The following is a 24,400-nucleotide window of genomic DNA, read 5'->3' as shown; positions in this document are numbered from 1 at the left end:
GAACTGGTGCTGCGTGACAATATCTCGCAGAACTTCCGGATCGGCCTGTCCCGATCGGGTGCCGGGCGGCACGGTGCGGTGCACCGGCGGCTGCTCACCGAGCTGGAGACCCGGCGCGGGGTGGACCGCCGGCTGGAGGCCCTGCCCGGTGATGCCGAGATGGAGCGCCGGATCGCCGGTGGTGCGGGGCTGACCTCCCCGGAACTGGCCACGGTGATCGCCCATGTGAAGCTCGCGCTGAAGGCCGACCTGCTCGCCGGGGACCTGCCGGACAGCCCCACCTTCGCGGCGGTGCTGCCGGGCTACTTCCCGACACCGCTGCGGGAACGTTTCGCCGGTGCGATCACCAGGCATCCGTTGCGCCGCGAGATCGTGGCCACCGTGGTGGTCAACGAGATGGTCGATTTCGGCGGTGCCACGTTCGCCTTCCGGTTGTCCGAGGAGATCGGCGCCACCACCGACGACGCGGTGCGCGCGTTCGCCGCCGCGGTGGAGATCTTCGGACTGCGGGGACTGTGGCAGCGCATCCGCTCCGAGCAGATGCCGACCTCGGTACGCGATCAGCTCGAGCTGGAGACCAACCGCACGCTGGAACGTGCCGCGCGCTGGCTGCTGCTCAATCGGCCGCAGCCGATCGCGATCGGAGCGGATATCAGCCGCTATCGCGAGGGGGTGCACGCGCTGGCGGACCGGGTGCCCGGCTGGCTGCCGAAACCGCTGGCCGAACGGGTCGCCGCGCACGCCACCGAGGCGACCGAACACGGCGCCCCGCAGGATCTGGCGGCTGAGGTCTACCGCCTGATCCATCTCTTCCCGCTGCTGGACGTGCTGGATATCGCCGATATCGCCGAACGCGACGCACAGGAGATCGCCGAACTCTATTTCGCGCTCAACGCGCATCTGGAGATCACCCGGCTGATCAGCGCGGTCGGCGATCTCGACCACGATCAGCGGTGGGCGAGCCTGGCGCGGCTGGCGCTGCGCGACGACCTGTACGAGTCGCTGCGGCTGCTGACCCTCGATATCGCCACCGCCACCGATCCGGAGGATCCGGTGACGGAGAAGCTGGACTACTGGGAGCAGACCAACCGGTCACGGCTGACCCGGGCCCGTGCCGCACTCACCGAGATCTTCGGAGTGAGCCGGCACGATCTGGCAACCCTGTCGGTGGCGGCGCGGCAGGTGCGGAGTCTGGCGGGTAGTTCGGAGTCCGGCATCGTCGCCTGATAGCCCGGAATTCGCGGGTGGCCGTCCGGTTCGCGCCGGACGGCCACCCGTCGTTTGCGCTGTGCCGCCGGAACCGATCGGCCGATGGATCATCGCCCTGTCTCGTGCCGCTACTCGCGCCCTACGCGGCTCGGCCGCCGACCTCGGGGGCGTCGGGCCGTGATGCGCCCCGGTGGCACGGCGGGTACCGGTTTCAGTCCGGGCGGCGAGTTCCGCAGGAGGCGCAGAACCTGGCGGTGGGCGGCAATTCGGCGTCGCATTCGCCGCATCGGGCCGGTTCGGCCGGGGCGAAGCGATTCCCGCATTCAACACAGAATTTGGCGCCCGGCGGGTTGGCCGTGGCGCAGGACGCGCAGACCGGGCCCGCGGCCGCCGGATCGAGTTCGGCGGGTTTCGCGATGGGCGGCAGCGCTGTCGCGCTCGGCTCCTCCCGGGGTTGCTGATGCTGTTGCCAGGGCGAACCGGGTGGGGGCGGGAAATTCCCGGCCCCCGTGGGCCCCGGCTGCTGCAGGGCGTTGATACCCAGCGCGGCGCCGATGAACCCGCCGTCGTGACCGTGCCCGGCGGCCAGGCCCTGGCCCGCGCCCAGGGCCATCTCCCCGGCGGCGTACTGCCGGAAATCTCCGGCGAGCCGGATATAGGTGACATCCTTGGCGAGCCGCTTGAGCCGGTCGGCATCCTCGGGTGCCAGCGTGATGTCGAAATTGCCGAGCCGCGGTATCCGCAACCCGTACTCGTAGAGCGCGGTATTGGTCTGCTGTACGACCACCCGCTCGATCACGGGCAGAAGTGCGGACAGGCCGAGGACCGGCCACTCGCCCTGCGAAACGCCCTGCGTCACCGCGATCTTCATGGCCTTGAGCAGCAGATCGGCGCTCCAGGATTCGATCCCGGCCGGATCGTGCAGGTCGGTGCTGCCGGCCAGTGAGGTGATCAACTGCCCGGCGTCGCGGACGGAGAGCGCGAACTCACCGAAAACCCGAAGGGTGACGATCTGCTCACTGACCGGGTCGGCGATATCGGCGAGACGGCCGCCGAATTTGATACCGGCGAATTCCCGGGTGGAGACGAAGTAGAGCTCGGCCCGGTAGAGGTTGCCGCCGGTCAGCGTATCCACCAGTGCGCCGAGAACCGGGAGTTCGTCCGCGTCTATCCGGTGCCGGCCCGGTCCCAGCGCGCCCAGGACCTGACCGGACTTCACGAACAGTGCGGTCTGGTCGGCATTGACGATGGCGCGGGAGTATCGCCGGATGTTCACATCCGGCCACTTGTAGACGAGTTGTTTCTTGCCGGTCTCGGGGACGGCGATGAACTCGCGTTCGAACCAGGCCATCTAGGTGCTCCCTACGCAATTGACGCGTCCAGCGTATCGACGTTCAGCGGCTCGATCAATGGCTCTTGCGGTGCTGCCGACCTCGGGTTTTGCCAAAGTCCCTGGTTTCCACTGGATTACACATGACGGCCCCCTATTGATCGTGCCGCTAACTAGCGGTACATTGCTCGCAGACATGATCTGCGCCACTCGAAAGGCAACATGATGACAACAGTTCAAGAGCCTCCGGGTCAGGCGGCGCCGGCGGACGGTCTGCACGCCGAAGATGCGGGCTATCACAAGTCGCTGCGGCCCCGGCAGCTCCAGATGATCGCCATCGGTGGCGCCATCGGAACGGGCCTGTTCCTCGGCGCCGGCAGCCGGTTGCACGAGGCCGGACCCGGTCTGTTCCTGGTGTACGCCGTCTGCGGCATCTTCGTATTCTTCATTCTCCGCGCCCTGGGCGAGCTGGTCCTGCATCGCCCGTCCTCCGGGTCGTTTGTGTCCTACGCCCGTGAGTTCTACGGCGAGAAGCTGGCCTTCGCGGTCGGCTGGATGTACTTCTTCCACTGGTGCATGACCGGCATCGTGGATATCACCGCGATCGCCACCTACGTCCACTTCTGGGGCGCGTTCGAGGTGATCCCGCAGTGGACCATCGCGCTGATCGCCCTGGCCATCGTGGTCGCGATCAACCTGATCTCGGTGAAGTGGTTCGGTGAGCTGGAGTTCTGGGCCGCCCTGATCAAGGTCGTCGCCCTCGTGGCCTTCCTGATCATCGGCACCATCTTCCTGGCCGGTCGCTTCGATATCGAGGGCCAGCCGACCGGTTTCAGCGTCCTCTCCGACAACGGCGGCCTGTTCCCGAGCGGCTTCCTGCCGCTGATCGTCGTCACCACCGGTGTCGTCTTCGCCTACGCCGCGGTGGAACTCGTCGGCACCGCCGCCGGTGAGGCGGAGAACCCCGAGAAGATCATGCCGCGCGCCATCAACTCGGTGATCGCCCGGATCGCGCTGTTCTACGTCGGTTCGCTGGTGCTGCTCGGCCTGCTGCTGCCCTACACCGTGTTCAAGTCCGGTGAGAGCCCGTTCGTCACCTTCTTCTCCAAGATCGGTATCGACGGTGCCGGTTCGGTCATGAACCTCGTGGTGCTTACCGCGGCGTTCTCCAGCCTGAACGCCGGGCTGTACTCGACCGGCCGCATTCTGCGCTCGATGTCGATGAACGGTAGTGCGCCGACCGTCGCGAGCCGGATGTCCAAGAACGGTGTCCCGTACGTGGGCATCCTCGCCACCGGTGTGATCGCGCTGGCGGGTGTCGGGCTGAACGCGGTGGTGCCGGATAAGGCCTTCGAGATCGTGCTGAACGTTTCGGCGCTGGGCACCATCTTCTCGTGGACCGCGATCGTGCTGTGCCAGCTCCAGCTGTGGAAGTGGGCTCGCGACGGCAAGGTGACCCGGCCGAAGTTCCGCCTCCCCGGTACCCCGTACACCAGCTACGCCACCCTGTTGTTCCTGGTCGGTGTAGTGCTGCTGATGCTGTTCAGCGACGAGATCGAACAGCGGGCCGCGGTGATCGCCATGCTGGTGGTCGGAGTTCCGGCACTGGTCGGCGGCTGGTTCCTGGCACGGAAGCGGGTGGACGAGCTCACCGCCGCACGTGCCGCGGCGCCCGCCGCGCCGGCGCCGGCCGAAGAATCCGGAAGCACCGTTCGCATCCTCGACGAACCCGAGGACCAGCGGTAACACCGAACCGCGTGGAATACCCCGGATAGCAGGTCCGGGGTATTCCACATTCCCAAGGTAGGGAATGATCGGCCTATCGCGCCCGCGGGCCGGGATCACAATAGACTCTCTCTGTTCTTCCGCGGGTTTGAGAGGTCGTGCATGCCAGAGCAGCCCAGCTCGTCGCAGCCCAGCTCCGAGCGTCCGCTCCCGCCGCCCTGGTCCAAGCGGCGGATCCGTGGCGCGGAAATGCCCCGCCGCGGCGCACACACCTGGTCGACGCTGCGCACCAACAGCAGCGAAAGCGGCCAGCGGGCCGCGGAGTCCGATCTGACCCGAGCCGCCGAGGAACTACTCGCCGAATCCGGCGGCGCCGAACCGCGCAGTGCCACCGACGCCGCCTCGGTCCCCAGCGGAACCGGTGTCTTCGTGCCGGTGACAGTGGGTTCGGTGCCCCCGGTCGTCGCCGCGCCCCCGGGATCCGACGGTCCGCCCGCGACGCCGGAGCTGTCGGACTTCGACCGGGCCATTGCCGCGTTGACCGGCGACGATATCGCCCGGCTCAACAGTCTCGCGGGTCCGGACGACGACGACCTCGACGAGTTGCTGCTCGCCGACGACGACGAGGATGCAGACGATCCCGACCCGTTCGCCGGCTTCGAGGACGATATGCCCTCCGGGCGTAATGCCCGCTCCCGTCCGAGTGTCCGCCGGCTCGGCGCCGGACTGGTGGCGCTGCCGCGGGTCGACCCGGTCGATCCCGCCACCGCGGTGCTCGCGGATCCGGTGGTGCCCGAGCACAAGCGGTTCTGCTGGAAATGCCAGGCGCCCAACGGGCGGTCCGGCCCCGACGGTCCCGGCGCGGTGGCCGGGGATTGCGCGCGCTGTGGTTCGGCCTACAACTTCCTGCCCGCACTCTCCGCCGGCGAGGTCGTGGCGGAACAGTACGTGGTCAAAGGCTGTCTGGCGCACGGCGGCCTGGGCTGGATCTATCTGGCGGTCGATACGAATGTCAGCGACCGGTGGGTGGTCCTGAAGGGGTTGCAGAACCCCCAGGACTTCGAGGCGCACGTGGTGGCGCTGGCCGAACGCCAATTCCTGTCCGAGATAACTCATCCCGGCGTCGTGAAGATCTACAACTTCGTCAAGCACCGCTCGCACCGCGAGGTGGCCGACGGTTACATCGTCATGGAGTACGTCGGCGGGCGCTCGTTGAAGAAAATGCTGGATATGGCGGGGCCGGAACGTCTTCCGGTGGCCGAGACGATCGCGTACATGATGGAGGTCCTGCCCGCTCTCGACTATCTGCACTCGTTCGGGCTGGCCTATAACGACCTCAAACCGGACAACATCATGGTCACCGACGACGAGGTCAAACTCATCGACCTCGGCGCCGTCGCGGCGATGGAGTCCTACGGCAGTATCTACGGCACCCCCGGTTATCAGGCACCGGAGATCATCGAGACCGGCCCCACGGTGGCCACCGACGTGTACGCGGCAGGCCGCACCCTGGCCGCCCTGATCCTGGACCTGCGCAAGGATTCCCACGGCAACTACCGCACCGAGATGCCGACACCGGAGGAATACCCACTGTTGCGGCGCTATCCGTGTTTGTATCGGCTGCTGGTGCGCGCGACGCATGCGGATCCGAGTCGGCGTTTCCCCTCCACCTACGCCATGTACTGCCAGTTGGCCGGGGTGTTGCGGATGGTGCTGGCCGCCGATTCCGGGCGCGAACACCCGCAGGCGTCGGTGGAGTTCGGTTCGCTGCGTGGCGATTTCGGTATCGACACTTTGATCAGCCAGACCGACGGGATGGTCGACGGCGGACATCGCAGCCTCGGTCTCGACGCCGCGGCGGTGGTGGCCACCCTGCCGATCCCGCTGATCGACGCCGACGATCCCAGTGTCCAGCTGTTGAGCCCGCTCCTGCACGGTGACGCCCGCCAGACCCTGGACTCGTTGCGCCAGACCTCCGAACGTATCGCGGCCGGCACCATCGACGCGCCGGAGACCTTCGAGGTGGAGGGGGCGCTCGCCGCCGTTCGCGCTCATCTCGACCTGGGTGAACTCGCTCCCGCACTCGCGCTGCTCGAAGAGTTGCGCCCGCGCGCGGTGACCGACTGGCGGGTCGAATGGTTCAGCGGCGTCATCGATCTGCTGGATGGACAGTACGAGCTCGCCTATCTCCATTTCGACCAGGTGCATACCATGCTGCCCGGTGAGCTGGCGCCGCCACTGGCCCTGGCCGCCACCGCCGAACTCGCCCTGCAGACGCTGAGCGATCCCGGCGATTCCGACCGGTGGCACAGTGCCGCGTCGGAGTTCTACCGCCTGGTCTGGCAGACCAATCACGCGGTGGTCAGCGCCGCGTTCGGTTTGGCTCGCCGATTGGCCGCCGATGGTGAACTGTTGCAGGCCGTGCAGGTCCTCGACGAGGTGCCCGATACCTCCCGCCATCACGGCACCGCCCGGATGACGGGCAGTCTGCTGCTGGTATCGCGGCCGCATCGGGAGATCACCGAGATCGATCTGCGCGAGGCGGCGTCACGGCTGGAGCTCGTCGATGAGCCGCGGGCACTGCAGATGCAGGTCGTGGTGGTAGGCGCGGCGCTGGAGTGGTTGAAATCCCGGATGCGGCCCGCCTCCGCCGACGCCAGACTGCTCGGCTATCCGCTCACCGTCGCGGGGTTGCGCGGCGGGCTGGAGTCACGGCTGCGCGCCCTGGCCCGGACCGCGCCCGGTCGTCTGCACCGGTATCGGCTGGTTGACCTGGCCAATAGCGTGCGACCGCATACTCGCTGGTGAGGGGTCAGGGGTGCCCGGTGACCCGGCGCCGCCGGACCACCGCGGGCAACAGCGGTGCCGAGACCAGGACGATCACCAGCAGCAGCAGCCACAACCAGCCGCCGTACACCAGTGCGAGAACGAGCGCGAAAACGGCGGCGCCGCCGGCCAGCACCGCGAAACCGAATGCGGGATCGGTGGTTTCGGTCGAGCCGGGCGCTGCCGGAGGTGCCGGGAGATCGGTGAACAGGGCCGCGAGTTCCGGGGTGGTACGCGCGGCGGTGACGGCGGCGGTACGTTCTTCGTATTCGGTGAGCGTGAGCAGGCCCGAACCGAGATGCTCGGCGAGTTCCCGCAGGGCGCGATCGCGTTGTTCGACGGTGATGCGCGCGCCCGGTAGCTCACTCATACCCGCAGCATAGGACGGTTTCCGCGGTCCGGCTCGACCCTGCGGTCGCCACTGCCGGGAAGCCTCTGGATGGTCACACGGCGCCAATTCCCAGATCTGGGGAGTAATTACGCTGGCCTCACAGCATTGCGGGCAGAGGAGTTGTGTATGTCCACCGTGATCCAGTCTCGGCGCCCGGCTGCCGAGGCATGGGACTGGCAATTGAACGGGTCCTGCCGCGGCCTGGAATCCACCGTGTTCTTCCATCCAGAGGGGGAGCGAGGCCGGGCGCGCGCCGCGCGGGTGCGCCGCGCCAAACAGATCTGCGATACCTGTCCGGTCCTCGACCGGTGCCGCAGCTACGCGCTGGCGGTGGGCGAGCCGTACGGTGTCTGGGGCGGTATGTCGGAGGACGAGCGCCGCACACATACCCAACGGGCCGTTACTTCACGCTCGACGAACTAGCGAACCCCACCCCCAACTCGGGCTTGATCGGATCTTTCGGTCGTGTCCGGCGCAGGTCGCCGTCGCGCCTTTGTGGTTTCCTTGTTATATGGCTGCTGGTGTGGAGTACACGATCGATGAACTGGCGCGGGCTGCCGGCACGACCGTGCGCAGCCTGCGGGTTTACCACGAACGGGGAGTTCTGCCTCCACCGCAGGTCAAGGGGCGGACGGGTTATTACAGTCCAGATCACCTCAATCGGGTGCGCACGATCAGCAGGTTGCTCGATCGCGGCATCAAACTGAACGGGATCAAGGAGCTGCTCAAGGCCTGGGATCGCGGGGACGATCTAGGGGACATCCTGGGTGTCGGGCCGCTGCTCGGCGGTATGGAATCCGGCGAACCGTCCGCGGGTGAGTCGGCCGCGCCCGCCGATGCCATTCCCGCCACCGAACTGCAGGAACGCTACGGTTCCGTGCCGAACGGGCTGGCCAGGATCGTCGCGGTCGGGCTCTACGAGCCGGTGGACGCCGCCACCTATCGGCCCGCCGACCGGCAGCTCATCCGAATCGCCGAACAGTTGGTGGCCGCCGGCGTTCCCGATGCCGAGGTCCTCGGCGAGCTCGAACGGATCCGAGCCGATTGCGATCGGATGGCCCGCCGCTTCGTCGACCTGTTCCATCGCACGGCCTGGCAGAAGTACCGGGAATCCGGGCAGGAAGCTGCCGACCTGGCGGAACTGACCGGACAGTTACAGCTCGCCCGCACCCTGCCCGGTAAGGCGGCGGCGGAGCTGGTGAACAAGCTCGTGGCGCACTACATCGACAGCGACAGCGAACTCGCCGATCTTCCCGCGGAGAGCTGAACCGCGCACGAAGGCTTCCCCTGCCTGGGAAGGGTGCGCCGGAGCGTTGCGCTGGACGACGGTACATTCGACGGTGGCTCTTCCGTCGGCCGGGTAGGATTCCCGGCGCACGACTACTTAGGTAACTTTCCGCTCTTCTACGGATGCGTGCGGCCCTCGGTGGGTGCAAGAATCTCCTTCTTGGCACCTGACGCGGTAGATGAGGCATGGAATGGGAAGCGTGACACTGTGGATGCAGATATCACTCGACGGGTTCGCGGAGGGACTCGACGAGGCGGTCCACTGGCCGGTCGTGGACGAGGAACTCTGTACCGAATACCTCGATGAGCTCCGCAGCGCCGATCTGCTGTTGTACGGGCGGAGAACCTACGAGATCCTGGCGGCCTTCTGGCCCACGGCCGATCTGGCCCCGGTCTCGCCGTTCTACGTCGATTTCGCGCGATTCTGGCGTGCCGCGCCGAAACTCGTCGTCTCCCGCACCCTGCGCAATCCCTCGTGGAACACCCGGGTGACCGGCCCGGACGCGATCGAGGAGATACGGCATCGCCGGGCCGCGGGCCAGGACATGGTGCTCTTCGGTGGCGCGGAAACCGCACGGTCCTTCATGGCGCACGATCTGATCGACGAGTTCCGGCTCTTCGTGCACCCCCTGCTCCTGGGCGGCGGGGTCCCCCTGTTCCGGTCGCCGGTGGACACCAGCGGGCTGCGACTGATGGATGTGCTGACCTTCGACAGCGCGGTGGTCCAGATGCACTACCGTCAGCAGGCCTGCGTGATGTGCTGAGCGCCCCCGGGGCGGGGTTTGTGCGAAATGCACGGGTTCATCGGACGGGCCGACGTGACGTGCACTAATTTACGTTTCTATGGCGGTGATCTACCCGGACGGTGCGGCACCGGCCCCACCTGCCACCGAGTTCTTCGGCCGAATGCGGGAACTCGCACGCCTGGACGACCTGCTGCGTTCCGGCTCGGCACGACTGATCACCCTGGTGGGGCCCGGCGGTATCGGCAAAACCAGACTGGCCGCCGAAGCCATGCGCCGGATCCACGGCGCCGAACCGGACCGGCCAGTGTATTGGGCGCGCCTGGCCGAACTCGAACGGGACTGCGCCGAGAACGTGCTGCGCGCGGTGGTCCGGACCGATAGCGGCGATCCGGACGCGCTGGATGTCGCGGTGGGTCCGCCCGCGGGCGCGATCGCCGAGCCCGCGATTCTGGTGCTGGACAATTGCGAACACGTCCTCGCGGCGGCCGCTCGCGCGGTGATCGACCTGCTCGCCGTCACCCCAGGCCTCACCCTGCTGGCCACCAGTCGCGAGCCCATCGGCTGGGCCGACGAGTACATCCTCACCGTGCCACCGCTATCGGCCTGCGAATCGCTGCAACTGTTCCGGCAGCGCGCCGAGCTCACCGGAAGCCCCGTTCCCGATGATCCGGCCCAGCTCGCGCTGGCACGCCGGATCTGCCGCCGCGTCGAGCACAATCCGCTGTTCCTCCGGCTCGCCGCCGCCCGGCTGCGTCATCAGCCACCGGCCATGGTGCTGGCCGAGCTCAGCGGTGATGCCGCTGATCAGCGTATGCGCTGGTCGCAGAGCACGCGGGCGGGTACCGAACGGCGACACCGCGGGGTATACGACGTGATCGCCTGGTCGTTCGACCTGTGTGCGGCCGAGGAGCAGGTGCTGTTACGGCGCATGTCGGTTTTCGCGGCGGGTTATGAAACCGACGGGGTCGTGCCGCAGCGCAACGGGGTCGAACTGCCCGCTGTCGTAGCGGTCTGCGCGGATGGGGTACTGCCCGCCGAGCGGGTGGCTCCGCTGCTGGAACGGCTGGCCGAACGCTCCCTGGTCTCGACCTTCCGCACCGAGACGAGTGTGCGCTGGTACCTGGTGGAGAGCGTGCGCTTGTTCGCCGGCGAGCGCTTGCGCCGCGAACCGGCCGAAGCGGCCCGGATGGCCGCCCGGCATCGCCGTTACCACCGCGATCGCGTGGTCGAGGCGCGGTCGCTCTGGTACGGACCGGGGGACCGGTCGTGGCTCGACTGGGCCCGGACCTCCTGGGACGACATCCTGATCGGTATCGAAACCGGTCTCACCGATCCCGCCGAGGCACTGGTCGGCCTGGAGACGGCATCGGTGCTGCTGTCGGTATGGGTGCCGTTCGTCAAGGGCGGTAGCCGGGCGCTCACCAGGCTCACCGCCCAAGCGCTCGACGTCACCCGCGGCGAAGGGGTCACCGAACACCACATCAGGGCCACCGCGCTGCTCGGCTGGTACTACCTGTGGCAGGGCGAGGCCGATCGCGCCGCGGCGCTGCTGGACACGTGTGTCGCCAGTCCGGCCGCCGCCGGTGCAGGCGATTCCGCCTGGCGGGATACACCGGTAATGGACAGCGGTCTGCCGGCTTCGGTCGAATGGATCCGGGGTCTGGAACTCATGCTGTTCCGGCTGGACCCGCATGCGGTGACGGTGCTGGAACGGGCCGGTCACAAGTTCACCGCGCAGGGCGACCGGGTGGGGGTGGAGCGCGGTCAGATCTTCGCGGCGCTCGCGGCCGCCATGCTGAGCGATCCGGAGCGGGCCGACCGGATCACCCATCGGCACCTGGAACGCTCGATGGCCTCGGGATCGTCGCTGGCCACGAGGTGGGCGGGTGTGGCGCGGACGCTGGCGCTCGCGCGCTCGGCCGAACCCGCGGTCGCCCTGGAGCCTGCCCATACCGCGGTGTCCGGGATGGCCGCGGGCCGCAACACCTGGATGACCTCGTGGTCGGTGGCGGTGTGCATGCTCGTGCTGACCCAGGTGCTCGCGGGGGATCCCGCCGCGCTGGGTGCCGCGGCGGCCATCCGCATCCGTGCCACCGAACTGGCCTGGCTGGTCGGGGTTTTCCGGGCCTGCCACCGCTCGATGGGGGTCTGTATCGAGCGGGTGCCGATGGTGGTGCTCGGCGTGCGCCGGGCGACCGAGGTCGCCACGGCGGTCATCGGACCGGCGGATTTCGCCGTTGCCGAGCAACGGGGCGGGCAGTTCCGCCCCGGCAGCGACGCGGTACAGGAGTACCTGCGTCGCCGTTGGCCGGTGCGTCCGGTCGCGGGGGACACACCGGTCGATCGTGGGGAATGGGCCGATTCGCGCTGGGTGAGCTTATCGCCGGCCGAACGTGAGGTCGCGGTGCTGGCGGCCGCGGGCTGGCCGAACAGTGCCATCGCCGAGCGGCGTGGTAGTTCGGTGCGTACGGTGGACGCACAGGTCGCCAGCGTCAGGCAGAAACTCGTGATCGGTTCCCGGCGCCAGATACCGGATCATATTCCGGCCCACCTCGCCGATGAGGTGGATGCCGAACGGGTTACCGCCGCCGGTCGTTCCCGGAGCCGGCGGCGTACGCCGCGCCTGCGCGGCCGGGAGTGAGCGCGCGGCACCGGGATCAGCGGCAGGCGTAGTAGTACGGCTTGTAGGCGCAGATATCGAGGTAGCCGCCCTGGTCGTTGTCGTAGGTGAAGCTGCGCTGGGCCGGGATCGCGTGCACCGGCTCGCTGCGGTTGCTGGGATCGCTGGGGAGGTCGTGGGTGTCGCCGTAGCTGCCCCGGCCCGGGTGGGAATCGTCGCGGCTGCTGTGGCCGGGGACGTCGGCGAGGGCGAGTTGGGGGGCGATGGTGGCGGGAATCGCGGCGAGCGCTCCGGCCAGCACGGTGGCGGCGGCGATTCTCTTCGCGAATCCGAAGGTGCGGGCGATGGTCATGACGTGCTCCGTTCTGTTCCGGCGGATAGAACTTCTACGGTGAGTCGATGTGTGTGGGACCGTAGTTCTATGTGCCGCTGTTTAACGGTACGGTACACGAGTGTTCGAATAAGCGTCTATGCATTTCCCAGAGATGGGAACTGGTGGACTGCTTTTCGGGGGCGCGGGCTGCCGCCGCGCCCGGCCTGCTCGGACCCCGGGGGCGGTACCGCGCACGGCGCCGCAGGTATGCGCGACACCGGCGCGCCGATCACGATCGGGCCCGCGGCCCCGATATCCAGGTCGTTTCCCGAGGCGTCGGCGACAGTCGCCGACCCGGCCCGCGATCGCGGCCGGTGTGGGTTCTTCCCGCGGGGGTGCTCGAGCCCGTGGCGGATCGTAGATGCTCCGGTCTACAACTGTTGACACGGGACTGGACCGGACAGCCGGCAGGATGAATAGATATCAGCTGGTCATGGAATATTTTCGGAGGGCAGGTCGGTTCGCCCCCGCCGCCGCTACGCCGCTCCGCCGCTGTATCGCCCGGCCGCGTTCCGGACCTACACGGCGCCGGAGTTCCGTCGAGGTCGGCTCTGGTGCGCCGGGACGAGCGCGCCGGCCGGATAGACCACCGCCACCGGCCGGCGGTGGTCCGACGGTGACCCGGCGCTCTGTCAGGCGGCCGGCCGGCCGGGCCAGCGCCATTCCGCCACCTCGGGAATGTCCTCGCCGTGCTCACGGGTCCAGGCGCGGGCCCGCAACCGTGCGTCCACCATCTGCTGGCGCAGCCCCGCCGCCTGCTGCCGCAACGCGGGCACCCGGTCGATCACATCCATCACCAGGTGGAATCGGTCGAGGTCGTTGAGCATGACCATATCGAACGGGGTCGTGGTGGTGCCGCGTTCCTTGTACCCCCGCACGTGCAGGCCCGAGTGATTGGTGCGGCGATAGGTGAGCCGGTGGATCAGCCACGGATAACCGTGGAAGGCGAAGATCACCGGGGAGTCCCGGGTGAACAGCGTGTCGAATTCGCTGTCCGGTAGCCCGTGCGGATGTTCGTCGGCCGGTAGCAGCCGCATCAGATCGACCACATTCACCACCCGCACCCGCAGCCAGGGCAGTTCCTCGCGCAGGATCGCCGCGGCGGCCAGAGTTTCCAGGGTCGGTACGTCACCGGCGCAGGCGAGGACCACATCGGGGGTGGTGGCCGGTTCGTCGCGATGGCCCGCCCATTCCCAGATACCGATACCCCGGGCACAGTGCAGTGCGGCCTCGGTGGGCCCGAGCCAATCCGGTTGCGGTTGTTTACCGGCCACCACCACGTTCACGTGGTGCCGGGAACGTAGGCAGTGGTCGTACACCGAGAGCAGGGTATTGGCGTCCGGCGGCAGATACACCCGCACGATCTCGGGTTTCTTGTTCAGCACCACGTCGAGGAAACCGGGGTCCTGATGAGTGAAACCGTTGTGGTCCTGCCGCCACACATGCGACGACAGCAGGTAGTTCAGACTCGGCAGTGGTTGCCGCCACGGCACCGCCGCGCTCGCGTCCAGCCATTTCGCGTGCTGGTTGAACATGGCATCCACGATGTGGACGAACGCCTCGTAGCAGGTGAATACTCCGTGCCGGCCGGTGAGCAGGTATCCCTCCAGCAGGCCCTGGCACATATGCTCGGACAACACTTCGATCACCCGCCCGGAGCGATCCAATTTCTCGTCGTGGACGCCGATCTCGGCCTGCCAGTTGCGGCCGGTGACCGAGAGAATGTCCTGTAGCCGGTTACTGGCCAGCTCATCCGGGGCGAAGGTCAGGAAGTTGTCGGGATTGGCCACGGTGACCTCCCGCAACCAACCGCCGAGCACCCGGGTCGCCTCGTGTACGGTGCGGCCCGGTTCGGCAACGTCGACCGCATGGTCGCGCCAGTCGGGCAACCGCAGATCCCGCACCAGCGCGCCCCCGTTGGCCACCGGATTCGCACTCATCCGCCGGCCACCGGCCGGTACCAGCCGGCGCAGTTCCGAGACCGGGGCACCGGTCTCGTCGAACAGTTCCTCCGGCCGGTAGGAACGTAACCATTCCTCGAGCACTGCCCGATGCGAAGCATCCTCGCGGGCGCCCGGCAGCGGGACCTGATGCGCGCGGAACGTGCCCTCCACCGGATCGCCGTCCACGATCGGTGGTCCGGTCCAGCCCTTCGGGGTGCGCAGCACGATCATCGGCCAGCGCGGTCGAGTGGTGTCGCTGCCGTCGCGGGCCGCGCGCTGGATCTGCGCGATCCGCTCCAGGCAGGTGTCCACGGCGGCGGCCATGTCCTGATGTACCCGGGCCGGCTCGGCGCCCGCGACGATCAGCGGCTCGTAACCGTAACCCCGCAGCAGCGAGACCAACTCGTCCTCGGGAATGCGGGCCAGCAGAGTCGGATTCGCGATCTTGTACTCGTTGAGGGCGAGAATCGGCAGGACCGCGCCGTCGCGCGCCGGGTTCAGAAACTTGTTGCAGTGCCAACTGCCCGCGAGCGGACCGGTCTCGGCTTCGCCGTCACCCACTACGCAGAACACCGTGAGATCCGGATTGTCCAGCGCGGCACCGAAAGCGTGCAACAACGAATAACCCAGTTCGCCGCCTTCGTGGAAGGAGCCCGGTGTCTCCGGCGCGCAATGGCTGGGAACGCCACCGGGAAAAGAGAACTGGGCGAACAGCGCGCGCATGCCCTCGCCGTCGCGAGGCACATGGCTGTACAACTCGGAATAGGTGCCCTCGAGCCAGGCGCAGGCGTTCGGACCCGGCCCACCGTGTCCCGGCCCGGCGACGAACACGGCGTTCAGATCACGTGCCAGAATGGCGCGATTGGCGTGGACCCAGACCAGGTTCAGGCCCGGCACGGTGCCGAAATGGCCGAGTAGCCGGGGTTTGATGTGCTCCGGGACCAACGGTTCGCGCACCAGCGGATTCGCCATCAGATAGATCTGCCCCACCGACAGGTAGTTGGCCGCCCGCCACCACGCGTCGAAGCATTCCAGCTCCTCGGCGTCCATCGGGCCCGGGGCCGCCGACAGCACATAGGGCCGGGGCGCGACGGATTCGCCACCGTGACCGCCCACATTGTCGGCACTGGTGTCCCCGCCTGCACTCGCCAACTGCGTCATACGCCTAACCTCCTGGAGGTCGTGGTCGCGCCGGGCTACCGCACCCCGAGTGCGGACTGCCACCACGATAGCTGGAGGTGTGCCACACTGCCCTCGGTTCGCCGATGGCGGCCGGCGGAAATCTTCGCTCTCGTCCACGCCTTACCCACCCCGCGGGATGGAAACCGGTGTCTGCCCCGGGAACTCGGTTGCTCGTGGAGCCCGCGGCGTTCCGGGCGACAGGCCCGTCCCGACGCGACCGGTAGCGAAGCGACCGCTGTGTCGGTGTGATGGGTACCGAACCCGGGCTCCGCGCATCGATGACCACCACCCGCACTCGGGTCCGCCTCGTGCCGGCGATCGGGGGCCCGCGCCGGCGATCGAGGGGAAGGGCCGCGATATCGCCGGGCCGTCGGTTCGAGGCCGCCGGTAGGGTGCGGCACATGCAGACAATCGGCAGGATCCTCGCTGTCACCGCCGTCGCCGCGGCCGCCCTCGGCCTCGGTGGATGCGGCTCCGACGACTCCGGCGGCACCGCGGCCACCTCCACGGCGGCCGATTCGTCCGCCGCCCCGGGGCAGACCGCCCCCGCCGCGTCGAAGGGCCGCGAATGCACGGCCGACGATATCGACGTGCAGGGTGGGTTCGGCGAGGTCCCGCAGATCACCCTCCCCGATGACTGCGACCCGCCGAAACAGCTCGTGACCAAGGACCTCGTCCCCGGCTCGGGTCCCGGCGCCGCCCCCGGCGGGCAACTGACCATGAACTACGCCCTGGTCACCTGGTCGGACAAGCAGAAGCTGGACTCCTCCTTCGACCGCGGCGAACCCTTCGAGCTCACCCTCGGCGACGGTATGGTCATCCCCGGCTGGGAGCAGGGACTCGAAGGCGTCCAGCAGGGTGCCCGCCGGTTGCTGATCATTCCGCCCGACCTGGGCTACGGCGCGGGCGGTAACGGAGTGAAGCCGAACGAGACGCTGGTCTTCGTCACCGACGCCGTATCCGTCCCCCAGGCGTGAGGCGCCGGGGTACGGCATTCGAGGGCTCCCTGGATGTCGCATCATCGCTGGGAGCCCCGCCCCGGCTTCGGTGCGTGTGCGGTTGGTCGTCCAGGGGGTTGGTGACCATTGAGCACTTGCACAGTTCGTGAGCCTTCCCGGGCCGACCCGGGCGCACGACAGCATGCACCTTCTGTCTCCGCCGGAGGGTCGACCTCGGTGGTCGGGGCCCGCCCCCGGTTCTGGGCCGACGGAGCGAAGGAGCGTAGCGACCGAGCGTGTGCGGTTGGCCGTCCAGAGGGTGTCGACCTTTGAGCACTTACAGTGAAGTGAACCTACCCACGCTGGTCGAGGCGCACGACAGCCTGGCACCTTCTGTCTGTTCCGGGTGGTCTACCTCCGTGGTCGGGGCCCGCCCCCCGGTTCTGGAGCGACAGAGCGAAGGAGCGTAGCGACTGAGTGGCGGAGTGAAGAACCGGGGTCACAGGGCCCCGACCCGCGGCGCCGGAGGCGCCGCCATAAACACAGCACCGGGCTGCAGCGCGTGTGACCCGGTCAACTACCCTGGTCGGGATGCGTATCCCGGGCGCGTGAAACCGCAGGTGCTCGCCGCTTCGGTCGGTACGCCGAGGGTGCGTACCCGCGCGCCGTCGCCAGACCACGCGCCATCACCCGGCCACCAGCACGGATATCGTGCGGGCCGGCGAACACGAACCGACGAGAACAAGGAGCATGTCCGTGAAGAGCACCGTCGAGCAGCTGAGCCCGACCCGGGTCCGGATCAATGTCGAGGTGCCCTTCGAGGAGCTGAAGCCGGACTTCGATCGCGCCTACAAGGCCCTGGCCAAGCAGGTGCGCATTCCCGGCTTCCGTCCGGGTAAGGCGCCGGCCAAGCTGCTCGAGGCGCGTCTGGGCCGGGGTGCGGTGCTGGAGCAGGTCGTCAACGACGCCCTGCCCGGCCGCTACAGCGAGGCCGTCACCACCTCCGAGGTCAAAGTCATCGGGCAGCCGGAGATCGAGATCACCAAGATCGAAGACGGCCAGGAACTGGCCTTCACCGCCGAGGTGGATGTCCGGCCGGAGATCACCCTGCCCGAGGACTACAGCACCATCGCGGTCACGGTGGATGCCATCGAGATCACCGATGCCGATATCGACGAGCAGCTGCAGTCGCTGCGCCAGCGTTTCGGCACTCTCACCGGTGTCGAACGCCCGGTGCAGGACGGCGATTTCGTCTCCATCGATCTGTCCGCCACCGTCGATGGCGAAGAGGTGCCGGAGGCCGCGACCACCGGGCTGTCGCACGAGGTCGGGTCGGGCCAGCTCATCGAGGGCCTGGACGAGACCCTGACCGGGATGTCGGCCGGTGAGTCCAAGGAGTTCACCTCGACCCTGGTCGCCGGCGAGCACGCCGGGCAGGAAGCCACCATCACGGTGACTCTCGGTTCGGTCAAGGAACGTGAGCTGCCCGAGGCGGATGACGAATTCGCCCAGCTGGCCAGCGAATTCGACACCATCGACGAGCTGAAGGACGATCTGCGGTCCCGCGTCGAGCGGGTCAAGAAGGTGCAGCAGGCCGGCGATATCCGCGACAAGGTGCTCGAGCAGCTGCTCGAGAGCGTAGAGGTGCCGCTCCCCGAGGCCGTGGTGAAGGCCGAGGTCGACGCCGTCGAGCACGACGCGATCCACGGCTTCGACCACGACGAGGCCAAGTTCGCCGAGGCGCTCGAGGCCCAGGGCTCGAGTCGCGAGGAGTTCGACGCCGACACCTTGGAGGCCGCCGAGAAATCGGTGAAGACCCAGCTGCTGCTGGACGCGGTCGCCGAGTCCGAGGGCACCCAGGTCGGCCAGGAAGAGCTCACCGAGCGGATCCTGTTCCAGGCCCAGCGTTACGGCATGGCGCCCGAGCAGTTCATCCAGCAGGTGCAGCAGGCCGGCCAGCTGGGCGCCGTCTTCGCCGACGTCCGCCGCGGCAAGGCCCTGGCCGAGCTCGTCGGCAAGGTGACGGTCACCGATTCCGAGGGCAACAAGGTCGACACCGACGAAATGTTCGGTACCGCCAAGGAATCCGACGAGGAGACCACCGAAGAGGCCACCTCCGACGCGGAGTGACCCACGCGGGAATTGCGGGTAGGAAGCCCTGAGACTTAGGCGGTGTTGGGAATCCGGAGGCAGAAGATCGACAACCGCTGTCCCCCGTGCGCGCACATCCGAGTCCTCGGGGCTTCTGCTTTCCCCGAGGACGGGGATGCCTCAGGTACGCGCTGTGCCGGGACTTCGAACGACGCGGGTGCACCCGGTGCCGAGTTGCGGCGCTCGGGGGCCGGGAAGAGCGAGTCGAGTCACGGGGAATCGAGGCCGGGCTTGCTCGGGAAGGCGAGAACAAGTGGGCTCGCTCGTGAAGGCGCTGTGTTTCTTGGCGCGCCTTCGGCGCGCGGGGTTGCGGCCCCCTTGGTCTCGCCGCTTCGGCCTCGGGACTCGAGCCTTCGGCTCATGCGATGTGCGGTGGGCCGTCCGCAGGGTGCGATCTTTGAGCACCTTCGGCCAAGGGGCGAGACGGGCCTCAACCCTTCGAGGTGTCTCGTAAAACGAGACTCATGCGGTCGCGTCGCATACCGAGCTCCCGATCTACGGCTGGTCAGGTCCGTCCACGGTGTTACGTGGTACTCGGCTCGATGTGTGGTGTCGCATGGCGAACCCTGGAGCGCGAGCTCTGCTTGCCCGCGTCCGCAGGTTCTGGAACGGTTTCCGTCTACGAACGGCCGCATCCTCCTGGTGCCGAGTTCAGCGAGGCCCACAAAGGGTTGCGGGCCGTCCCGCGCCTTGGCCGAAGGTGCTCAACGGCCGCACCCACGGACGGCCGACCGCACATTGCATGCGCCGAAGGCGCGAGTCTCGGGCCCTGAACAGCGAGACCGAGGGGGCCGCAACCCCGCGGCGCCGGAGGCGCCGCAATCTATATTGCGCTCTGAGCGAATCGGGGTGGTACCGGGAGTTCGGTGCCGCCCTGCTTCGTTAATGTTTGTGACAGCAACGAGCCGGCGAGAGAAGGCAGGTATCCGTGACAATCAATAAAGCCGAGGTCATGACAGCTCCGACCGCTGGGCTCAATCTCAGCGATTCGGTGTACGAGCGCCTGCTGCGTGAGCGCATCATCTTTCTCGGCACCCAGGTCGACGACGACATCGCGAACAAGATCTGTGCGCAGATCCTGCTGTTGTCCGCGGAGGACCCGACCAAAGATATTTCGCTCTACATCAACTCGCCGGGCGGGTCGGTGAACGCGGGCATGGCGATCTACGACACCATGCAGTACGCCGAATGCGATATCGCGACCACCGCGATGGGCCTGGCCGCGTCCATGGGCCAGTTCCTGCTGACCGCGGGTGCGCCGGGTAAGCGTTTCGCGCTGCCGCACACCCGGATCATGATGCATCAGCCGTCGGCCGGTATCGGTGGTTCGGCCGCGGATATCGCGATCATGGCCGAGCAGTTCGCATACACCAAGCGTGAGCTCAACGAGTTGCAGGCGATGCACACCGGTAAGCCGGTGGAGCAGATCAATGCCGACGCCGACCGCGATCGCTGGTTCACGCCCGAACAGGCGCTGGAGTACGGCTTCATCGATCGTGTGATCACCAATGCGCGCCAGGCGGGCGGCACGGGCAGCCACTAGGGCGCCGGCGGCGAATCCGGGCCGGGTGCCCGGCCGGTGTTCGCGAATCCGTCCGGCGGACAGCTCACTCACAGACTTGGAGACGAATATGGCCAATCCGAACGATCCTCGTGGCCTCGGCGGCATCGCCCCGGCGGGCCCGCAGTCGCGCTACATCCTGCCGTCGTTCATCGAGCATTCGAGTTTCGGCGTCAAGGAATCCAACCCGTACAACAAGCTGTTCGAGGAGCGCATCATCTTCCTCGGCGTGCAGGTCGACGATGCGTCGGCGAACGACATCATGGCGCAGCTGCTGGTGCTCGAATCGCTGGATCCCGATCGCGACATCACGATGTACATCAATTCGCCGGGTGGTTCGTTCACCTCGCTGATGGCCATCTACGACACCATGCAGTACGTGCGCGCCGATGTCGCGACCGTCTGCCTCGGTCAGGCGGCGTCGGCGGCGGCGGTGCTGCTGGCGGCGGGGACCCCGGGTAAGCGGGCCTGCCTGCCGAATGCCCGCGTGCTGATCCATCAGCCGTCGGTCGAGGGCGGTATCCAGGGGCAGGTGTCGGATCTGGAGATCCAGGCGGCCGAGATCGAGCGGATGCGCCGGTTGATGGAGACCACCCTGGCCCGGCACACGGGTAAGGACGCCGATGTAATCCGTAAGGACACCGACCGGGACAAGATCCTGACGGCCGAGGAGGCCAAGGAATACGGGATCATCGATACGGTGTTCGACTACCGCAAGCTCAGCGCCCAGAAGTGAGGCGCTTCCGGGTCCGGCGTGCCGTGTGAGCGGTCCGCCGGACCGGCCGGGCGGCGGGGCCCGGCCCAGGTGGATTCCCGCTGCGGCGTCGCGACACACCCCGGATGGTTCGTAATCCGGAAAATGTGTCGTGACGCGGTATCCGCGTGAATCCCCGCACAACCGCGACGAGAAACCTGCCCGAGTTGTCGACCTCCATCGCACACACCGGGTACGGTCAAACCCAGGGACCTTTGTTCCCGGTTGACAGCACCGCCCTTCGATCCGGGTGATCGAGCCGGATTCGCTACACCGCAGGCGGCGGTCGGCTGGAAGCTGGACGGATGGTTGCACGCGAACAAGGAAGTAGGGACCCACGAGATGGCGCGCATCGGCGACGGCGGCGATCTGCTCAAATGCTCGTTCTGCGGAAAGAGCCAGAAGCAGGTCAAGAAGCTCATTGCGGGACCAGGGGTGTACATCTGCGACGAGTGCATCGATCTGTGCAACGAGATCATCGAGGAGGAGCTGGCCGAGTCCAGCGAGGTCAAACTCGATGAGTTGCCCAAACCCGCGGAGATCCGGGATTTCCTGGAGAACTACGTGATCGGGCAGGATACGGCCAAGCGCACGCTGGCGGTCGCTGTGTACAACCACTACAAGCGTATTCAGGCCGGCGACAAGGGCCGTGACGCGCGCGGGGAAACCGTCGAGTTGGCGAAGTCCAATATTCTGATGCTCGGCCCCACCGGTTGCGGTAAGACCTATCTGGCACAGACCCTGGCGAAAATGCTGAATGTGCCGTTCGCGATCGCCGATGCCACCGCGCTCACCGAAGCCGGTTATGTCGGTGAGGACGTCGAGAACATTCTCCTCAAACTCATCCAGGCCGCCGATTACGACGTGAAGCGCGCCGAGACCGGGATCATCTATATCGACGAGGTCGACAAGATCGCGCGCAAGAGCGAGAACCCGTCGATCACGCGCGATGTCTCCGGTGAGGGCGTGCAGCAGGCGCTGCTGAAAATCCTGGAGGGAACTCAGGCGAGTGTGCCGCCGCAGGGTGGGCGCAAACATCCGCATCAGGAGTTCATACAGATCGACACCACCAATGTGCTGTTCATCGTGGCGGGGGCGTTCGCCGGGCTGGAGAAGATCATCTCCGACCGCACCGGGCACCGTGGGATCGGTTTCGGCGCCGAGGTGCGGTCCAAGGCGGAGATCGACACCACCGATCATTTCGCCGAGGTGATGCCGGAGGATCTGATCAAGTTCGGTCTGATCCCCGAGTTCATCGGCCGGTTGCCGGTGGTGGCGTCGGTGACGAACCTGGACAAGGATTCTCTGGTCAAGATCCTGTCCGAACCCAAGAACGCGCTGGTCAAGCAGTACATCCGGCTGTTCGAGATGGACGGCGTGGACCTGGAGTTCACCCGGGACGCGCTCGAGGCCGTGGCGGATCAGGCCATCCTGCGCGGGACCGGTGCCCGCGGGCTGCGCGCCATCATGGAGGAAGTACTGCAGCAGGTCATGTTCGATATCCCGAGCCGGGATGATGTGGCCAAGGTCGTCGTCGACGCGGATACGGTGAACGACAATGTGCTGCCCACCATCGTGCCGCGCAAGCGGGAGCGTCCGGAGCGCCGCGACAAGTCGGCCTGAGGCACGCGCACCCGCTGCGATACGCGACGGGGCCGGTGCGGAGCCGGCCCGCGGTACTCTCGGTGACCCCTCGGCATTCGTGCGATGGAGGAGCAGGTCATGGCGACGCAGCTGCTTGCGCGGGATATCCGGTCCGGGCGGTGTGGTGACGCCGCCGAGCCCACGCGGTGGAGCCGCGTGGGCTTGTCACTGTCGGCGGCAGCGACGGTACTGGTCTCGTTGTTGCTCGCGGCGCCGCCGGCCGGCGCAACGGTGCGCCAGGTCAGTGTGACCCCGGATCTGAACGCCGGTATCCGGACCAACTACGGCACCGGATGCAGCTACACCGTGCGGGCCTGGCTCACCGAGGCGGTGACCGAGGTGACCTTCCTCGACAACGGTGTCCCGTTCGCCACGGTCGGACCGGACGGCGGGGGGCTGGCCCTGGTGCACTGGGTGCCGGCCTACGAGGGGGATCACACCCTGCAGGCGGTCCAGCCGACCGGTGGGAGCGACCCGGCACCGTACGTCCGGGTCTTCGTCGGCCGGGGCGAGCACATCGGCTACGCCTGCTGGGTCAGCTGACCCGCGGCGCCGGGTTCACGCCCACGGCACGCGGCAGGAATCGGTGCCGAACCCCTGCGCGGTGATGCCGAGGGCGTGATTGTTGCGGGCTCGCGAGTTCTCCAGGGCGATCTGATAGGTCAGTTCGACGACCTCCGCCCGGCCGAAGCGTTTCTCCAGGTCCGCGACCTGCTCGTCGGTGACGGTCATCGGGGTGGCGGTCATGGCATCGGCGTAGGCGATGGCCGCGCGTTCGTCGTCGGTGTAGTGCGGAGACGTTTCGTAGTCCGCGATGTGCTGGAGCCGCTCGATATCGAGGCCGTCCAGGCGCTGCAGCATGGTTCCGAAATCGATGCACCAGGAGCAGCCGATCGTCCAGGCCGTGCGGTAGACCGCGATTTCACGGATATTGGCCGGTAGTTTCTTCGACGCCTTCTGGGCGAGCATCTCGTGTACGCCACCGGCCACCAGTAGTCCGGTGTGGTGGGCGCCTACGGCTAAAGGTTCGGGGACTTCGCCGAACTGACGTTTGGTGAACCAGTACAGCGCCCTGGTGAGTAACCCGGCGTTTTCGGGGGCCACGGTCGGAATGCGTGTCGTGCTCATCGGGTCTCCTCTGAGGTGGGTTCGTTTCCCTGCAACTCGGACGAGACAGCGGCCCGTGGCGTAACGCCGCGGAGCGCCTACTGTGACCGAGCGCACCCGTGCCCTGTGCTCAGGGTATGCCGGGTACGCGCGGGAGGCCAGGCCGGTGGTAGGCGGCTCGGTGCGGTGGGGTCGCCACCGCGCGGCTCATTCGGGTTCGACGGACATATCGTCGGCGCCCCAGTAGGCGCGCATCCGGATGATCCGCCCTTCGTCGTCGAAGTCCATGGTGTCGATGGGGCTGAGCGTCATGCGCTGCCCGCCCGCTCTGGTCACCAGAGTGAATACGAAGGCTGCGTGGTTTCCGGTGATCCGGACGGTGTCCGGCGCGAGGGCGGTCTCCCGCTCCAGGTTCGCGAGCACGTCGTAGAACTCGCGGATGGCCTGATGCCCCTGTTTGGGTTCGGTGCCGATCGGGTCCTCGATCACCGCGTCGGGAGCATAGAGATCGACGATATCCGAGGTCGGTCCCGAGCCGACCAGTTTCACGTACTGCTCGACCACGTCGCGGATCTGCCGTGCCATCACCACTCCTAGAAAATGAAACGTGTTC

At 67.4% G+C, this 24,400-nt stretch carries 18 protein-coding genes and 1 pseudogene; 13 read left to right on the top strand and 6 right to left on the bottom strand.

Going from position 1 to position 24,400, the window contains the following annotated elements; genetic code table 11:
- Window positions 1-1,227, top strand: a pseudogene (locus NGR01S_RS17405) (NAD-glutamate dehydrogenase); the annotation flags it as partial.
- A 193-nt stretch (window positions 1,228-1,420) separates the two neighbouring features.
- On the opposite strand, the gene NGR01S_RS17400 reads toward NGR01S_RS17405, so the two are convergent.
- Entirely contained in the window at window positions 1,421-2,560 is a 1,140-nt protein-coding gene (locus tag NGR01S_RS17400; protein WP_063038057.1) for an SPFH domain-containing protein, read from the bottom strand.
- A 201-nt stretch (window positions 2,561-2,761) separates the two neighbouring features.
- On the opposite strand from NGR01S_RS17400, the gene NGR01S_RS17395 reads away from it, so the two are divergent.
- Window positions 2,762-4,285: an amino acid permease gene (locus NGR01S_RS17395; protein WP_084481269.1), complete on the top strand. Its 1,524-nt coding sequence runs from the start codon at window positions 2,762-2,764 to the stop codon at window positions 4,283-4,285.
- A 141-nt stretch (window positions 4,286-4,426) separates the two neighbouring features.
- A complete protein-coding gene (locus NGR01S_RS17390) occupies window positions 4,427-7,072 on the top strand; it encodes a serine/threonine-protein kinase (RefSeq protein ID WP_063038055.1) in 2,646 nt (881 codons plus the stop codon).
- A 4-nt stretch (window positions 7,073-7,076) separates the two neighbouring features.
- On the opposite strand, the gene NGR01S_RS31565 is transcribed toward NGR01S_RS17390, so the two are convergent.
- Window positions 7,077-7,460, bottom strand: a complete 384-nt coding sequence (locus NGR01S_RS31565; protein WP_063038053.1) for a DUF1707 SHOCT-like domain-containing protein — start codon at window positions 7,458-7,460, stop codon at window positions 7,077-7,079.
- 147 nt (window positions 7,461-7,607) lie between these two features.
- Between NGR01S_RS31565 and NGR01S_RS30990 the strand changes: the two genes are divergently transcribed.
- The 4 genes from NGR01S_RS30990 to NGR01S_RS17365 all read left to right on the top strand — a co-directional run bounded on the left by NGR01S_RS30990 (window position 7,608) and on the right by NGR01S_RS17365 (window position 12,155).
- Entirely contained in the window at window positions 7,608-7,904 is a 297-nt protein-coding gene (locus NGR01S_RS30990) for a WhiB family transcriptional regulator (RefSeq protein ID WP_039823295.1), read from the top strand.
- A gap of 88 nt (window positions 7,905-7,992) precedes the next feature.
- Window positions 7,993-8,748 carry a MerR family transcriptional regulator gene (locus tag NGR01S_RS17375; RefSeq protein WP_063038051.1) on the top strand — a complete coding sequence of 252 codons (756 nt, stop codon included), beginning with the start codon at window positions 7,993-7,995 and terminating at the stop codon, window positions 8,746-8,748.
- Between the two features lie 211 nt (window positions 8,749-8,959).
- A complete protein-coding gene (locus NGR01S_RS17370) occupies window positions 8,960-9,532 on the top strand; it encodes a dihydrofolate reductase family protein (RefSeq protein ID WP_245664644.1) in 573 nt (190 codons plus the stop codon).
- 79 nt (window positions 9,533-9,611) lie between these two features.
- Window positions 9,612-12,155 carry an ATP-binding protein gene (locus NGR01S_RS17365; RefSeq protein WP_063038049.1) on the top strand — a complete coding sequence of 848 codons (2,544 nt, stop codon included), beginning with the start codon at window positions 9,612-9,614 and terminating at the stop codon, window positions 12,153-12,155.
- A 16-nt stretch (window positions 12,156-12,171) separates the two neighbouring features.
- Here NGR01S_RS17365 and NGR01S_RS32845 read toward each other — a convergent pair whose 3' ends face one another.
- Both NGR01S_RS32845 and NGR01S_RS17355 read right to left on the bottom strand, forming a co-directional pair.
- Window positions 12,172-12,486, bottom strand: coding sequence for a hypothetical protein (locus NGR01S_RS32845; RefSeq protein ID WP_063038046.1), 315 nt, complete (start codon window positions 12,484-12,486; stop codon window positions 12,172-12,174).
- 653 nt (window positions 12,487-13,139) lie between these two features.
- Window positions 13,140-15,611, bottom strand: a complete 2,472-nt coding sequence (locus tag NGR01S_RS17355) for a phosphoketolase family protein (protein WP_084481260.1) — start codon at window positions 15,609-15,611, stop codon at window positions 13,140-13,142.
- Between the two features lie 422 nt (window positions 15,612-16,033).
- Between NGR01S_RS17355 and NGR01S_RS17350 the strand changes: the two genes are divergently transcribed.
- The 6 genes from NGR01S_RS17350 to NGR01S_RS17325 all read left to right on the top strand — a co-directional run bounded on the left by NGR01S_RS17350 (window position 16,034) and on the right by NGR01S_RS17325 (window position 23,223).
- Complete coding sequence (locus NGR01S_RS17350; protein ID WP_063038084.1) at window positions 16,034-16,609, top strand: FKBP-type peptidyl-prolyl cis-trans isomerase; 576 nt, start codon at window positions 16,034-16,036, stop codon at window positions 16,607-16,609.
- Window positions 16,610-17,326: 717 nt separating this feature from the next.
- Window positions 17,327-18,700: a trigger factor gene (gene tig, locus NGR01S_RS17345; protein WP_063038082.1), complete on the top strand. Its 1,374-nt coding sequence runs from the start codon at window positions 17,327-17,329 to the stop codon at window positions 18,698-18,700.
- A 973-nt stretch (window positions 18,701-19,673) separates the two neighbouring features.
- Window positions 19,674-20,264 (top strand): ATP-dependent Clp protease proteolytic subunit, encoded by a 591-nt coding sequence (locus NGR01S_RS17340; protein ID WP_063038080.1) that lies wholly within the window; start codon window positions 19,674-19,676, stop codon window positions 20,262-20,264.
- Between the two features lie 88 nt (window positions 20,265-20,352).
- Complete coding sequence (locus NGR01S_RS17335) at window positions 20,353-21,018, top strand: ATP-dependent Clp protease proteolytic subunit (RefSeq protein ID WP_063038045.1); 666 nt, start codon at window positions 20,353-20,355, stop codon at window positions 21,016-21,018.
- Between the two features lie 360 nt (window positions 21,019-21,378).
- Entirely contained in the window at window positions 21,379-22,659 is a 1,281-nt protein-coding gene (gene clpX / locus NGR01S_RS17330) for an ATP-dependent Clp protease ATP-binding subunit ClpX (protein WP_063038078.1), read from the top strand.
- A 99-nt stretch (window positions 22,660-22,758) separates the two neighbouring features.
- Window positions 22,759-23,223 (top strand): hypothetical protein, encoded by a 465-nt coding sequence (locus NGR01S_RS17325; protein WP_157107303.1) that lies wholly within the window; start codon window positions 22,759-22,761, stop codon window positions 23,221-23,223.
- A 15-nt stretch (window positions 23,224-23,238) separates the two neighbouring features.
- Here NGR01S_RS17325 and NGR01S_RS17320 read toward each other — a convergent pair whose 3' ends face one another.
- Together NGR01S_RS17320 and NGR01S_RS17315 are read right to left on the bottom strand one after the other, a co-directional pair.
- The gene (locus NGR01S_RS17320; protein WP_063038043.1) at window positions 23,239-23,808 is read right to left on the bottom strand and encodes a carboxymuconolactone decarboxylase family protein; all 570 of its coding nucleotides are present in this window, start codon (window positions 23,806-23,808) and stop codon (window positions 23,239-23,241) included.
- 186 nt (window positions 23,809-23,994) lie between these two features.
- A complete protein-coding gene (locus NGR01S_RS17315; RefSeq protein ID WP_063038076.1) occupies window positions 23,995-24,372 on the bottom strand; it encodes a nuclear transport factor 2 family protein in 378 nt (125 codons plus the stop codon).
- Window positions 24,373-24,400 lie beyond the last annotated feature (28 nt).

Source organism: Nocardia grenadensis NBRC 108939, from assembly GCF_001613445.1.
Taxonomy (GTDB): Bacteria; Actinomycetota; Actinomycetes; order Mycobacteriales; family Mycobacteriaceae; genus Nocardia; species Nocardia grenadensis.
Note: the sequence above shows the minus strand (reverse complement) of the source record. Positions and strands in the feature narration are given on the sequence as shown.

Excerpts from the sequence above, each read along its gene's own strand:
- clpX (WP_063038078.1), top strand. The coding sequence starts at position 21,379 with ATGGCGCGCATCGGCGACGGCGGCGATCTGCTCAAATGCTCGTTCTGC.
- NGR01S_RS31565 (WP_063038053.1), bottom strand. The coding sequence starts at position 7,460 with ATGAGTGAGCTACCGGGCGCGCGCATCACCGTCGAACAACGCGATCGC.
- NGR01S_RS17315 (WP_063038076.1), bottom strand. The coding sequence starts at position 24,372 with ATGGCACGGCAGATCCGCGACGTGGTCGAGCAGTACGTGAAACTGGTC.
- NGR01S_RS17400 (WP_063038057.1), bottom strand. The coding sequence starts at position 2,560 with ATGGCCTGGTTCGAACGCGAGTTCATCGCCGTCCCCGAGACCGGCAAG.
- NGR01S_RS32845 (WP_063038046.1), bottom strand. The coding sequence starts at position 12,486 with ATGACCATCGCCCGCACCTTCGGATTCGCGAAGAGAATCGCCGCCGCC.
- NGR01S_RS17390 (WP_063038055.1), top strand. The coding sequence starts at position 4,427 with ATGCCAGAGCAGCCCAGCTCGTCGCAGCCCAGCTCCGAGCGTCCGCTC.
- NGR01S_RS17325 (WP_157107303.1), top strand. The coding sequence starts at position 22,759 with ATGGCGACGCAGCTGCTTGCGCGGGATATCCGGTCCGGGCGGTGTGGT.
- NGR01S_RS17395 (WP_084481269.1), top strand. The coding sequence starts at position 2,762 with ATGATGACAACAGTTCAAGAGCCTCCGGGTCAGGCGGCGCCGGCGGAC.
- NGR01S_RS17375 (WP_063038051.1), top strand. The coding sequence starts at position 7,993 with ATGGCTGCTGGTGTGGAGTACACGATCGATGAACTGGCGCGGGCTGCC.
- NGR01S_RS30990 (WP_039823295.1), top strand. The coding sequence starts at position 7,608 with ATGTCCACCGTGATCCAGTCTCGGCGCCCGGCTGCCGAGGCATGGGAC.
- NGR01S_RS17320 (WP_063038043.1), bottom strand. The coding sequence starts at position 23,808 with ATGAGCACGACACGCATTCCGACCGTGGCCCCCGAAAACGCCGGGTTA.
- NGR01S_RS17350 (WP_063038084.1), top strand. The coding sequence starts at position 16,034 with ATGCAGACAATCGGCAGGATCCTCGCTGTCACCGCCGTCGCCGCGGCC.
- NGR01S_RS17370 (WP_245664644.1), top strand. The coding sequence starts at position 8,960 with ATGGGAAGCGTGACACTGTGGATGCAGATATCACTCGACGGGTTCGCG.
- NGR01S_RS17340 (WP_063038080.1), top strand. The coding sequence starts at position 19,674 with ATGACAGCTCCGACCGCTGGGCTCAATCTCAGCGATTCGGTGTACGAG.
- NGR01S_RS17355 (WP_084481260.1), bottom strand. The coding sequence starts at position 15,611 with ATGACGCAGTTGGCGAGTGCAGGCGGGGACACCAGTGCCGACAATGTG.
- NGR01S_RS17335 (WP_063038045.1), top strand. The coding sequence starts at position 20,353 with ATGGCCAATCCGAACGATCCTCGTGGCCTCGGCGGCATCGCCCCGGCG.
- NGR01S_RS17365 (WP_063038049.1), top strand. The coding sequence starts at position 9,612 with ATGGCGGTGATCTACCCGGACGGTGCGGCACCGGCCCCACCTGCCACC.